We start from the raw sequence: 12,923 nt of genomic DNA, 5'->3' as shown, positions 1-12,923 counted from the left end.
AGCCATGTCCTTCCCCCTGCTTGCCGACGGTGCGGCCCGGGACGAGGCCTGGTGGTGCCAGGTGGCCGCCTTGTATCCTGCGCCGCCGGACGCGATCGTCAATCTCGAACACGGCTATTTCGGCGCCATGGCCGCGCCCGTGCAAGCGGCCTTCGAGCAGGCCGTGCGCTACACCAATGAACAGCTGAGTCCTTTCGTGCGCGGCGAGTTCACGCGCACGCATGTGGATATCCTGCGCCGGCGCGTCGCGGAACTGATCCATGCCGAACCGCACGAAATCCTGCTGACGCGCAGCGGTACCGAGTCCATGCAGGTGCTGATCACGCAATACCACGGCCTGGCGCCCGGCGATACGGTGCTGTGGAGTAATCTCGACTATCCGGCCATGCGCACGGCCATGCGCTGGCTGGCGCAGCGCCGTGGCGTCACCAGCACGCAAGTCACATTGCGCTTGCCCATCAGCGATGACGAGATCGTCGCCCGTTACGCGCAAGCCATGCGCCAGGTCGTCCAGCCCAAATTGCTGCTGCTGTCGCAGGTGACACCGGCCAACGGTCAGCAACTGCCGGTGCGGGAGATCATGGCGCTGGCGCGCGAGCATGGTATCGACGTGCTGCTCGACAGCGCCCATGCGCTGGGGCAGGTCGACGTGGACGTGCAGGCCATGGGCGTCGATTTCGCCGGTTTCAATCTGCACAAATGGCTGGGGGCACCGGCGGGACTGGGTGTCGTGTATATCCGCGCCTCGCAGCTGCACAAGATCGAGCCGCATTTTGGCGACGAGGATTATCCGTTGGATGATATCCGCGGCCGGCTGCACATGGGCATGCCGCCGATCGGCGCCATCCTGGCCGCGCCTGCCGCATTGGACTTCCATGCGCGCCTGGGCGGCACGCCGGCCAAGATGGGGCGCCTGGCCTGGCTGCGCAATTACTGGGTCAGCCGCGCCGCGCAACTGCCCGGCGTGCGGCTGCTGTCGCCGCTCGATGCGAAGCGGGGCACGGCGCTGGTGGCCTTTGCCGTCGACGGCATGAGCTCGCGCCAGTTGCAGCAAACCTTGCTGCAGCGCTTTGGCATCTTCACGGTGGAGCGCAACATCGGCGACACCGATGTCGTGCGCGCCACGGTGGCCATCACGACGCAGACCAGTGAACTCGATCAGCTGGTCGCCGCGCTGACGGTGCTTTCGAGCGAAACGAACGCCTGACAAAACCGTAGCGAGCGGAAGGGAGAGGTGGCCGAGAAGCGCAACCGTACTTGGTACGGGGGCGCCGAGCCGGTGAGCATCGCAAGCCGCCTATACCGACGCGCAGCAGGTTTGGTCAAGCGTTCTAGTACTCGCGGCGGTTCGGCTTGATCTCCTGCAGGATCGTCGTGGAGATCTCTTCGATCGACTTGGTGGTCGACGACAGCCAGCGGATACCCTCGCGTTTCATCATTTTTTCCGCCTCGTTGACCTCGTAACGGCAGTTTTCGATGGCCGCATACTTGCTTCCAGCGCGTCTTTCGTTGCGTATTTCCGACAAACGTTCGGGCGTAATGCTCAATCCGAAAATTTTATTCTTAAATTCAAGCAAGGCCGATGGCAGCTTGTCGCGCTCGAAATCGTCGGGAATCAGCGGATAATTGGCCGCCTTGATGCCATATTGCATGGCCAGGTACAGGCTGGTCGGGGTCTTGCCAGAGCGCGAAACACCCACCAGAATGACATCGGCCGAGGACAGGTTCTTGTGCGACTGACCATCGTCGTGCGCCAGCGAATAGTTGATCGCCTCGATGCGGTTCTTGTATTCCTCGCTGTCGACGATGTTGTGCGAACGCCCGATGGTATGGGTCGACATCACGCCCAGCTCCTGCTCCAGCGGGGCGACAAAGGTCTGGATCAGGTCCATGTGCATGCCGCTGGACTTGCGGATCACGGCCGACAGGTCGTTCTTCACCAGGGTCGAGAAAATGATCGGGCGCTGGCCATCGGTGGCGAAGGCTTCGTTGATCTTGCGCGCCGCCTCGTAGGCCTTGTCCATGGTATCGATGAAGGGCAGGCGGATCTGGCGGAAGCGCAGATCGAACTGCGTCAGCACCGAGTGGCCGAACGTCTCGGCGGTGATGCCGGTGCCGTCGGAAACGAAGAAGACGGTGCGGGCCGCGGAGGGCAGAGGAGGGCGTGGTTCTTGTGTCATGGGTTTTCGGATCAAGATTGTGCGTCGTCAATTTGCGCCGCACAAGGTAAAATGGCTGCAACGGTATGATTGTGCTGCACGACGCCAAGAATAACAAGAAGACTGTCTGTGCGCCGCGCGTAAAGATTTCTATCATCAGTAAGGGTGTCATTATGACCAACGCAGTATCGCAACAGCAGGAAGACAAGGACGCGGTGTATGTCGCCTCGTTCGAGCATTTGCGCATGACGGATGTCGAATCCGTCGGCGGCAAGAACGCCTCCCTGGGCGAAATGATCAGCCAACTGGCGGAAGCCGGCGTGCGCGTGCCCGGTGGCTTTGCCACCACGGCGCAGGCATTCCGCGATTTCCTGTCATATAGCGCCAACGGCGGCTTGCCGCTGGCCGAACGCATCGCTCAGCGCCTCGAAGGGCTGAACATCGATGACGTGCGCTCGCTGGCGCAAGCCGGCGCCGAGATCCGTCAATGGATCGTGGAAACACCATTCCAGCCACGCTTGGCCGCCGAAATCGACCAGTTCTACGCCAAGTTGGTGGCCGATTCCGACACCGAAATGTCGTTTGCCGTGCGTTCCTCGGCCACGGCGGAAGACTTGCCGGACGCTTCTTTTGCTGGTCAGCAAGAAACCTTCCTGAACGTGGTCGGCATCGACAACGTGCTCGAGGCCATGAAGCAGGTGTTCGCGTCGCTGTACAACGACCGCGCCATCTCGTACCGCGTGCACAAGGGCTTTACGCACGCTGAAGTAGCCTTGTCGGCCGGCGTGCAGCGCATGGTGCGCTCCGACCTGGGCGCGGCCGGCGTGATGTTTACCATCGATACCGAATCGGGCTTCAAGGACGTGGTCTTCGTCACTTCCAGCTATGGCCTGGGCGAAACCGTGGTGCAGGGCGCCGTCAATCCCGACGAATTCTATGTGCACAAGCCGATGCTGGAAAAAGGCAAGTCGCCTGTGATCCGCCGCAATATCGGCTCGAAACTGCTGAAGATGGAATTCACGAACGAAGCGAAAGCCGGCCGTTCCGTGAAAACCGTCGATGTGCCCGTCGAAATGCGCAACCGCTACTCGCTGAACGACAGTGAAGTGGTGGAACTGGCCAAATACGCCGTCATCATCGAAAACCACTACGGCCGTCCGATGGACATCGAGTGGGGCAAGGATGGTCGCGACGGCAAGCTGTACATCCTGCAGGCGCGTCCTGAAACCGTCAAGTCGCAGCAAAAGGCGACCGACGTGCAAGAACGCTTCAAGCTGAAAAGCACCGGCACCGTGCTGACCTCCGGCCGCGCCATCGGCCAGAAGATCGGCGCCGGCCCCGTGCGCGTGATCCACGACCCGGCCGACATGGAACGCGTGCAGCCAGGCGACGTGCTCGTTGCCGACATGACGGACCCGAACTGGGAACCGGTCATGAAGCGCGCTTCGGCCATCGTCACCAACCGTGGCGGTCGTACTTGCCACGCGGCAATTATTGCGCGTGAGCTGGGCGTACCTGCCGTCGTCGGCTGCGGTAACGCCACCGACGTGCTGAAAGACGGCACCTTTGTCACCGTGGTGTGCTCCGAAGGCGACGAAGGCAAGATCTACGATGGCTTGCTGGAAACGGAAGTGTCGGAAGTGTCGCGCGGCGAATTGCCGAAGCTCGACACCAAGATCATGCTCAACGTGGGCAATCCGCAGCTGGCGTTCGACTTCCAGTCCGTGCCGAATGCCGGCGTGGGCCTGGCGCGCCTGGAATTCATCATCAATAACAATATTGGTGTGCACCCACGCGCGATCCTGGAATACCCGAACATCGATGCCGACCTGAAAAAGGCCGTGGAATCGGTGGCGCGCGGCCACGCTTCGCCAAAAGCGTTCTACATCGACAAGCTGGCCGAAGGCATCGCCACCATCGCCGCCGCGTTCTGGCCGAAAAAAGTCATCGTGCGCCTGTCCGACTTCAAGTCGAACGAGTACAAGAAGCTGATCGGCGGTTCGCGCTACGAGCCGGACGAGGAAAACCCGATGCTGGGCTTCCGCGGCGCGGCGCGCTACCTGTCGGCCGACTTCTCCGAAGCGTTCAACATGGAATGCGAAGCGATGAAGCGTGTGCGCAATGACATGGGCCTGACGAACGTGGAAATCATGGTGCCCTTCGTGCGCACCCTGGGCCAGGCCGAGAAAGTCATCGACTTGCTGGCGAAGAATGGCTTGAAGCGCGGCGAGAACGACTTGCGCGTCATCATGATGTGCGAAGTGCCGTCGAACGCCATCCTGGCCGACCAGTTCCTCGACCATTTCGACGGCTTCTCGATCGGTTCGAACGACCTGACCCAGCTGACCCTGGGCCTGGACCGCGATTCCGGCATGGAATTGCTGGCCGCCGACTTCGACGAGCGCGATCCTGCCGTGAAAGCCCTGCTGGCCCTGGCCATCAAGGCTTGCCTGGCACGCGGCAAGTACATCGGCATTTGCGGCCAGGGTCCTTCCGACCATCCGGACTTCGCCGTCTGGCTGATGGAGCAGGGCATCGAATCGATGTCGCTGAACCCGGACTCGGTGATCGATACCTGGCAAAAGCTCGCTGCGCTGAAAGCGTAAGCGTCTTGTCCGCCCTCTGAAAACCCGCTGCCGCTCACCCGGCAGCGGGTTTTTTTATGCCTGCCATGCGGCGCACGCCTGTATTCGATGGCATTGCGCCAGATCAGCTAAAATGATTCCACCAATACATTGAAACGGGAGTTCTCATGGCAAGCAAGAAACCGAGCAAAGTGGCAAAGATCGACATCGGCATTTCCGAGGCGGACCGCGCGAAGATTGCGGAAGGCCTGTCCGGCCTGCTGGCCGACAGCTACACCTTGTACCTGATGACCCATAATTTTCACTGGAACGTCAAGGGGCCGATGTTCAACACTCTGCACCTGATGTTCATGACGCAATACACGGAACAGTGGACCGCGCTGGACCTGATCGCCGAGCGCATCCGCGCCCTCGGCTATCCTGCGCCCGGCACCTACAAGGAATTCGTCAAGCTGGCCTCGATCAAGGAAATCGACGGCGTGCCGCCGGCGCTGGACATGGTCAGCCACCTGGTATCGGCACAGGAAGCGACTGCGCGCACGGCGCGCCGCCTGTTCCCGCTGCTGGAAAAAGCCAATGACCAGCCGACGGCCGACCTGATCACGCAGCGCCTCGATTTGCATGAAAAGACGGCGTGGATGCTGCGCAGCCTGCTGGAAGAGTAATTGCCGGGCCTGCGGCGCTAATTCGCCCCTGCCTATTGACGCCATCAGGAATTGCGTTAGACTGTTTGTATATAGGTGTTTGGCAAGAATAATATCAGGCAGTAATACGCATTAAACCCCGTCGCTTATATAGGCTGCGGGGTTTTTTATTTTCGGATTCGCAAAGATGGAGGCATCATGGCTGAATGGGTAGGCTGGTTTGTGGCGGCTGGCGCGGTATTGATCCTGGAGCTGTTTACGGGCACGTTTTATTTGCTGATGATCGCCATCGGTATCAGTGCCGGAGGACTGGTGGCCCTGGCGGGCGGCAATGGCGGCTGGCAAGCCCTGACGGCCGCCATTGTCGGCGTGGCGGCCACCCTGTTATTGCGGCGCAGCCGTTTTGGCAAGGCGGCGCGGCGCGATGCGGCGCAGGATCCGAATGTCAATCTCGATATCGGCCAAAGCGTGGCGGTCGCGCATTGGGTCGATGGCGCGGCGCGCGTCATGTACCGTGGCGCCTTGTGGGATGTGGAACTGATTCCCGGCAGCGATACGCAAGCCGGCCATTACACCATACGCGCCGTGCGTGGCAGCCGTTTGATTGTTGGATAACCTGGAGAGTAGATTATGGAAGTAAGCATCGGAAGCATGTCGTTGATCTTGTTATTGTTGGCATTGGTATTTGTCTTCAAGACGGTCAATGTGGTACCGCAGCAGCATGCCTGGGTGGTGGAGCGCTTGGGCAAGTTCCATGCGGTATTGGGCCCTGGCTTGAATATCGTCGTGCCTTTTGTCGACCGTATCGCCTATAAGCACGTGCTCAAGGAAATTCCGCTCGACGTGCCGCCGCAGGTATGTATTACGCGCGACAATACGCAATTGCAGGTCGATGGCATTCTGTATTTCCAGATTACCGACGCCATGCGTGCTTCGTATGGCTCGTCGAATTATATCGCCGCCATTACGCAACTGGCGCAAACGACCTTGCGTTCGGTGATCGGTAAAATGGAACTCGACAAGACATTTGAAGAACGCGACCATATCAATACGGCCATCGTGAATGCCATCGATGAATCGGCGGCGAATTGGGGCGTCAAGGTATTGCGCTATGAAATCAAGGATTTGACGCCGCCCAAGGAAATCCTGCATGCGATGCAGGCGCAGATTACGGCTGAACGCGAAAAGCGTGCGCTGATTGCCGCCTCGGAAGGGCGCAAGCAGGAGCAGATCAATATCGCCAGCGGCGAGCGCGAAGCGGCGATTGCCCGCTCGGAAGGCGAAAAGCAGGCGTCGATCAACCGCGCCGAAGGCCAGGCCACGGCCATCGTCGCACTGGCGCAAGCCAGTGCCGAAGCGCTGCGCCAGGTGGGCGCCGCCATCCGCGAGCCGGGCGGCGAAGATGCCGTCAACCTGAAAGTGGCCGAGCAGTATGTGGGCGCGTTCGCGCAATTGGCGAAAACAAATAACTCGATTATCGTGCCGGCCAATCTGGGCGATATGAGCGGTTTGATCGCCACGGCGATGCAGGTGGTGAAAACGCAAAAGCCGAAAAGCGGCGTGGCTATTCCCTGATTGCCTGGTGAATAGCAAACTCGTAGCAAGTTAGTCGTCAAAACTGCCCGCCATATCGCGGGCAGTTTTCATTTGCGCTGCTGGAATATATGCTGGCAACAGGGCTCGAGTATCTGCGTTCTAAATGGCAATGTTGAAAATATTTTCTTTATGCTATGCTGTGCGCACTTTCGGGATTATATGCTGTCGTGCGACGCTTATCTTTTTGATTGAAGTAGAATCTGCTGCTTATGCATTGCGATGATTTAACCGATATCCGCGGCGGATACTTGAGTAGTGTTTGGGAATCGATGCATCATTGGCGATAGTATTGCTCCCATGTATATTTTGAATTGCAATTTATGATTACTATAAATTGCAATGAAGCAGAAAGTGCTGCAAAATAAATACTGCCGATGGTGCTGCATTGAATCGCGATCGCACAAGGAAGGGAAGTCGGCGCAGACAGTCGGTCCGGCGCTATGTCCGCTCCCTGGATTGAAGACTTACATCATCTGAAGGTCGGGGAAGTCGGGTTTTTGGTAAAAGAATTGTAAAAAACAATCAAATCTCAAGAAAAATCACCTCAGTCGCGTTACAATTGGATAGAATTTAACTGTTCAGTTATATTTTTCAACTCACACAAGGAAATATCATGGATCTGTCCAGCTTATCCCTGTCCGAACTGCGCACCTTGCAGGACGACATCAAGAAGCAAATGAAGAAACGCGAACAGGACGATCTGTCCAAAGCGCGTGAACAAATCCTGGCAATCGCCCAGAGCGTTGGCGTTTCCGTAAAAGATCTGGTTGGTACCGGTATCCGCGCTAAAACCGGCACGGTCGCAGTACGCTATCGCAATCCGGATGATGCGACGCAGCAATGGACTGGCCGTGGCCGTCAACCGAAATGGGTCAAAGAGTGGACCGATTCGGGCAAGTCGCGCGATCTGCTGAAGGTTTGATCCTGAAGGTTTAACAAACCGTTCATTCGGATGCTTGTCCTGTGGAGTAGTACAGGTGTAGTACAAGGCAGCATGCAAGCATCCGGAACTTTCCTGATTAATCGTCTTTGGCCAGGCAGGCAAAGCTGATTCATTCGCTTATCTCCATGGTATTTTCGATAATGCCTGTCTTATTCCCGCAGTATCTCTTCCTTTTCCTGTTTTCATCCCATTGCGCTGTGCATTTCCGTTTGCCGCAGGTACCGGCAAAATAAAACCCGGCATATAGCCGGGCTTGGTGGTATTGGCGCAGATCGCTGCGCGTGGTGCCGGATCAGCGGCGGTGCGACTTCATTGCCGCCTGCACTTCGCGCGCGCCGTCGCGGTCGCGTTCCGCTGCCCGCTTGTCGTGTTGTTTCTTGCCCTTGGCCAGGCCGATTTCGCATTTTACGCGGCCGCCCTTGTAGTGCAGGTTGAGCGGCACCAGCGTATAGCCGGAGCGTTCCACCTTGCCGATCAGTTTATCCATTTCCGCACGGTGCAGCAGCAGCTTGCGCGTGCGTACGGCTTCCGGGTGGATGTGGGTAGAGGCGGTCGGCAGGGCGCTGATATGCGCGCCGAACAGGAAGAGTTCATCGCCGCGGACGACAACGTAGGCTTCCTTGATTTGTACGCGGGCGTCGCGGATGGCTTTGACTTCCCAGCCTTCCAGCACGATGCCGGCTTCGTAGCGATCCTCGATAAAGTAGTCGTGGAAGGCTTTTCTGTTGTCTGCTATGGTCATGAGATGGTAAATGTGCGCGGGTCGGTTAAACTACTGTCTCGCGCAAGCGCGATAAAATCAAATGTATCCAACATCATAGCAAATGGTTCTTCAATGGCAGTAGTACATAAATCAGTTTTTCTCGGCTATAGCGCCGAACAAATGTTCGCGCTGGTGGCGGCGGTGGAGGATTATCCCAAATTCCTGCCCTGGTGCGGTGCGGTCGAGATTCGCGAGCGGGGCGAGAACACGGTCGTCGCCAGCGTGGGCATACATTACCACGGCGTGCGCCAAAGCTTCACCACGTCCAACGAGAACGTGCCGCCGAGCTCCATCAAGATGAAGCTGGTGGACGGTCCTTTCAAGACCCTCGACGGCGTGTGGACCTTCAAGGCCCTGCGTGAAGATGCGTGCAAGATCGAACTGGACCTGCACTACGAGTTTTCCAGCCGTGTGCTCGAGCAGATCATCGGCCCCGTCTTCGGCATGATCGCCAACAGCATGGTCGATTCCTTCTGCAAGCGCGCGGAGACCGTGTATGGCTGAAGTGAGCATCCAGGTGCAAGTCTGCCATGCCTTGCCCGATAGCAGCTTCCTGCGCACCTTGACGGTGTCTGCAGGCGCCACCATCGGGCAGGCGGTGGAGCAGAGCGGCTTGCTGCAGGAAGTCCCCGGCATCGACCTGGCCGTGAATATGGTCGGCATCTATGGCAAGAAGAAGTCGTTGGACACCGTCTTGCGCGAGCATGACCGGATCGAGGTGTACCGTCCGCTGCAGGCGGACCCGAAAGAAGCGCGCCGTCGGCGTGCCAGCGGCAAGCCCGCCAAGACCTGACGGGTCTGGAAGAGGGCAGGGCTGCGGCTTGCGGCAGGCCCTGGCGGGACATTTTTTTTGCTATTTCCAAATATCTTTTCTATGCTGCAAGGACGGAGGGCGCTTTTTTCTGTATAATCTGCTTTTGCGCCAATAGGAAATGCTATGCGTCTACTTCAAAAAGCACTCACATTCGATGACGTGCTGCTCGTCCCAGCCTACTCCAACGTTCTGCCCGCCGATACGTCCCTCAAAACTCGCCTGACCCGCAATATCACCCTGAATATTCCCTTGCTGTCCGCAGCCATGGATACGGTGACGGAAGCCCGCCTCGCGATCGCGATGGCCCAGGAAGGCGGCATCGGCATCATTCACAAGAATTTGAATCCGAAAGACCAGGCACGTGAAGTGGCCCGCGTGAAGCGTTTCGAAGCCGGCGTGCTGCGCGACCCGATCACGATTCCGCCGGAAATGAAAATCCGCGACGTGATCGCCCTGACGGAACAATACGGCATCAGCGGTTTCCCTGTTGTCAAAGGCAAGGAAGTCGTCGGCATCATCACCAACCGCGATTTGCGCTTTGAGCAGGAACTCGACGCGGAAGCTTCCGCCAAGATGACCCCGCGCGAAAAACTCGTGGTCGTCAAGGAAGACGCCGATACGGCCGAAGCCAAGCGCCTGATGAACAAGCACCGCCTGGAGCGCGTGCTGGTCGTCAACGACGCATTCGAACTGCGCGGTCTGATCACCGTCAAGGATATCCAGAAGTCGACTTCCCACCCGTTCGCGTCGAAAGACAGCCAGGGCAAGCTGCTGGTCGGCGCTGCCGTCGGCGTAGGTGCCAAGGATGAAGAGCGCATCGACCTGCTGGTCGCTGCCGGCGTCGACGTGCTGGTGGTCGATACTGCCCACGGCCACTCGCAAGGCATCCTCGACCGCGTACGCTGGATCAAGACCAAGTATCCGCAAGTCGAAGTGATTGGCGGCAACATCGCTACGGCTGCTGCCGCCAAGGCGCTGGTCGAATACGGCGCCGATGCGGTCAAGGTCGGCATTGGCCCTGGCTCCATCTGCACCACGCGTATCGTCGCCGGTGTGGGCGTGCCGCAAATCACGGCCATCTCGAATGTGGCTGAAGCACTGGAAGGCACGGGCGTGCCATGTATCGCCGACGGCGGTATCCGCTTCTCGGGCGACATCTCGAAAGCGCTGGCCGCTGGCGCCTCGACCGTCATGATGGGTTCCATGTTTGCCGGTACGGAAGAAGCACCGGGCGAAGTGATCCTGTACCAGGGCCGCAGCTACAAGTCGTACCGCGGCATGGGTTCGCTGGGCGCGATGTCCGATGGCTCGGCTGACCGTTATTTCCAGGACGCCACGATGAAGGCCGACAAGTTCGTGCCTGAAGGTATCGAAGGCCGCGTGGCCTACAAGGGCAGTGTGCTGGCGATCATCTTCCAGCTGGTGGGCGGCGTGCGTCAATCGATGGGTTACTGCGGTTGCGCTACCATCGACGAACTGCGCGAAAAAGCGGAATTCGTGGAAATCACCTCGGCCGGCATGCGCGAGTCGCATGTCCATGATGTGCAGATCACGAAAGAAGCGCCTAACTACCGCTCCGAGTAAGTGTACTGGAGAAACTGTCCAAGGCTGCGTTCCAGTGCCTCGCCGTACTATTCGTACTGTCTTCGGCACTGCGCCTTGCCCTGAACAGTTTTCCAGCTACGCTATTGTGGTAGCGAAAGTCCAGACCGGCGCCCAGTGCGCCGGTTTTGCAATTGACCCTGAATAAAGCTCCGACCATGCACTCTAAAATCCTCATTCTCGATTTCGGTTCCCAAGTCACCCAGTTGATCGCCCGCCGCGTGCGCGATTCCGGCGTGTTTTCCGAAGTCTTCCCGTATGACGTCAGCGACGAATTCGTGCGCAACTACGGCGCCGCCGGCGTGATTCTGTCGGGCAGCCACAATTCCACCCTGGACGGCGATTCGCCGCGCGCGCCGCAAGCCGTGTTCGAGCTGGGCGTGCCCGTGCTGGGCATCTGCTACGGTATGCAAACCATGGCGGCCCAGCTGGGCGGCAAGGTGGAAAACGGCCTGGTGCGCGAATTCGGCTACGCCGAAGTACGCGCCCGCAGCCATACCAAGTTGCTCAACGGTATTGCCGACTTCGTCACCGATGAAGGCCACGGCATGCTGAAAGTGTGGATGAGCCACGGCGACAAGGTGCTGGAAATGCCGCCAGGCTTCAAGCTGATGGGCAACACCCCGAGCTGCCCGATCGCCGCCATGGCCGACGAAGAGCGCCAGTTCTACGGCGTGCAATTCCACCCGGAAGTGACGCACACGGTGCAGGGCAAGGCCATGATCGGCCGCTTCGTGCATGAAATCTGCGGCTGCAAGTCGGACTGGAACATGCCTGACTACATCAGCGAAGCGGTGGAAAAGATCCGTGCGCAAGTCGGTAGCGACGACGTCATTCTGGGCCTGTCCGGCGGCGTCGATTCGTCCGTCGCGGCTGCCCTGATCCACCGCGCCATCGGTGACCAGCTGACCTGCGTCTTCGTCGACCACGGCCTGCTGCGCCTGGACGAAGGCAAGATGGTGATGGACATGTTCGCCAAGAACCTGGGCGTGAAAGTCATCCGCGTCGATGCGGAAGACCAGTTCATGGGCCATTTGGCCGGCGTCACCGACCCCGAGCAAAAGCGCAAGATCATCGGCCGCGAATTCGTCGAAGTCTTCCAGGTCGAATCGGGCAAGTTGGTCAACGCCAAATGGCTGGCGCAAGGCACGATTTACCCGGACGTGATCGAATCGGCCGGCAAAGGTAAAAAGGGCCAGACCATCAAGAGCCACCACAACGTGGGCGGCTTGCCGGACACCATGAAGCTCAAATTGCTCGAACCCTTGCGCGAACTGTTCAAGGATGAAGTGCGCAAACTGGGCGTCGCGCTCGGCTTGCCGCATGACATGGTCTACCGCCACCCATTCCCGGGCCCGGGCCTGGGTGTGCGCATCCTCGGCGAAGTCAAGAAAGACTATGCCGACCTGCTGCGCCGCGCCGATGCCATCTTCATCGAAGAGCTGCGCAACACGCCGTACGAGTTCGTCGCCGGCCAGGCCGTCGACCCGGACGCGCTGCCAGCGAACTGGTACGAAGCGACCAGCCAGGCGTTCGCCGTCTTCCTGCCCGTCAAATCGGTGGGCGTGATGGGCGATGGCCGTACCTACGAATACGTAGTGGCCCTGCGCGCCGTGCAAACGCAAGACTTCATGACGGCCCATTGGGCGCACTTGCCGCACAGCTTGCTGGGCAAGGTCTCCAACCGCATCATCAATGAAGTGCGCGGCATCAACCGCGTCGTCTATGATATTTCGGGCAAGCCGCCGGCGACTATCGAATGGGAGTAAGTTTCCTCTAGGAAGCTTTACATCCCGGAATGACTGAGTAAGTGAAAG

The 12,923-nt window shown here is 58.9% G+C and carries 12 protein-coding genes; 10 read left to right on the top strand and 2 right to left on the bottom strand.

Annotated elements, in window-relative coordinates:
* Nucleotides 1-4 precede the first annotated feature (4 nt).
* Nucleotides 5-1,207: an aminotransferase class V-fold PLP-dependent enzyme gene (locus tag OX459_RS12870; protein WP_289905329.1), complete on the top strand. Its 1,203-nt coding sequence runs from the start codon at nucleotides 5-7 to the stop codon at nucleotides 1,205-1,207.
* 124 nt (nucleotides 1,208-1,331) lie between these two features.
* Here OX459_RS12870 and OX459_RS12865 read toward each other — a convergent pair whose 3' ends face one another.
* Nucleotides 1,332-2,180: a pyruvate, water dikinase regulatory protein gene (locus tag OX459_RS12865; protein ID WP_035818186.1), complete on the bottom strand. Its 849-nt coding sequence runs from the start codon at nucleotides 2,178-2,180 to the stop codon at nucleotides 1,332-1,334.
* A gap of 152 nt (nucleotides 2,181-2,332) precedes the next feature.
* On the opposite strand from OX459_RS12865, the gene ppsA reads away from it, so the two are divergent.
* The 5 genes from ppsA (at nucleotide 2,333) to OX459_RS12840 (ending at nucleotide 7,906) form a co-directional block, all read left to right on the top strand.
* Complete coding sequence (ppsA, locus tag OX459_RS12860; RefSeq protein WP_077409088.1) at nucleotides 2,333-4,765, top strand: phosphoenolpyruvate synthase; 2,433 nt, start codon at nucleotides 2,333-2,335, stop codon at nucleotides 4,763-4,765.
* A 146-nt stretch (nucleotides 4,766-4,911) separates the two neighbouring features.
* Nucleotides 4,912-5,409, top strand: coding sequence for a Dps family protein (locus OX459_RS12855; RefSeq protein ID WP_289905328.1), 498 nt, complete (start codon nucleotides 4,912-4,914; stop codon nucleotides 5,407-5,409).
* Between the two features lie 177 nt (nucleotides 5,410-5,586).
* Nucleotides 5,587-6,003, top strand: a complete 417-nt coding sequence (locus OX459_RS12850) for an NfeD family protein (protein ID WP_099664321.1) — start codon at nucleotides 5,587-5,589, stop codon at nucleotides 6,001-6,003.
* A gap of 15 nt (nucleotides 6,004-6,018) precedes the next feature.
* Nucleotides 6,019-6,963, top strand: a complete 945-nt coding sequence (locus OX459_RS12845; protein WP_099664320.1) for a stomatin-like protein — start codon at nucleotides 6,019-6,021, stop codon at nucleotides 6,961-6,963.
* Between the two features lie 634 nt (nucleotides 6,964-7,597).
* On the top strand, nucleotides 7,598-7,906 hold the full coding sequence (locus OX459_RS12840) for an H-NS histone family protein (protein ID WP_010397665.1): 309 nt from the start codon (nucleotides 7,598-7,600) through the stop codon (nucleotides 7,904-7,906).
* Between the two features lie 313 nt (nucleotides 7,907-8,219).
* Here the strand turns inward: OX459_RS12840 and smpB are convergent, their stop codons facing one another.
* On the bottom strand, nucleotides 8,220-8,669 hold the full coding sequence (gene smpB, locus OX459_RS12835) for an SsrA-binding protein SmpB (RefSeq protein WP_034784131.1): 450 nt from the start codon (nucleotides 8,667-8,669) through the stop codon (nucleotides 8,220-8,222).
* A 93-nt stretch (nucleotides 8,670-8,762) separates the two neighbouring features.
* On the opposite strand from smpB, the gene OX459_RS12830 reads away from it, so the two are divergent.
* From OX459_RS12830 to guaA, 4 genes are all read left to right on the top strand, one after another.
* A complete protein-coding gene (locus OX459_RS12830; RefSeq protein WP_034752216.1) occupies nucleotides 8,763-9,194 on the top strand; it encodes a type II toxin-antitoxin system RatA family toxin in 432 nt (143 codons plus the stop codon).
* Nucleotides 9,187-9,483 carry an RnfH family protein gene (locus OX459_RS12825; protein WP_289905327.1) on the top strand — a complete coding sequence of 99 codons (297 nt, stop codon included), beginning with the start codon at nucleotides 9,187-9,189 and terminating at the stop codon, nucleotides 9,481-9,483. The genes OX459_RS12830 and OX459_RS12825 overlap by 8 nt, the downstream gene beginning before the upstream one ends.
* Nucleotides 9,484-9,627: 144 nt before the next feature.
* Nucleotides 9,628-11,088: an IMP dehydrogenase gene (guaB, locus tag OX459_RS12820; protein WP_034752206.1), complete on the top strand. Its 1,461-nt coding sequence runs from the start codon at nucleotides 9,628-9,630 to the stop codon at nucleotides 11,086-11,088.
* A gap of 176 nt (nucleotides 11,089-11,264) precedes the next feature.
* Nucleotides 11,265-12,875 (top strand): glutamine-hydrolyzing GMP synthase, encoded by a 1,611-nt coding sequence (guaA, locus tag OX459_RS12815; protein ID WP_034777714.1) that lies wholly within the window; start codon nucleotides 11,265-11,267, stop codon nucleotides 12,873-12,875.
* Nucleotides 12,876-12,923: the final 48 nt, after the last annotated feature.

It is taken from the genome of Janthinobacterium sp. SUN026 (genome assembly GCF_030397625.1).
GTDB classification, from domain to species: Bacteria; Pseudomonadota; Gammaproteobacteria; order Burkholderiales; family Burkholderiaceae_D; genus Janthinobacterium; species Janthinobacterium kumbetense.
This window is presented reverse-complemented; position numbering and strand designations above follow the sequence as displayed.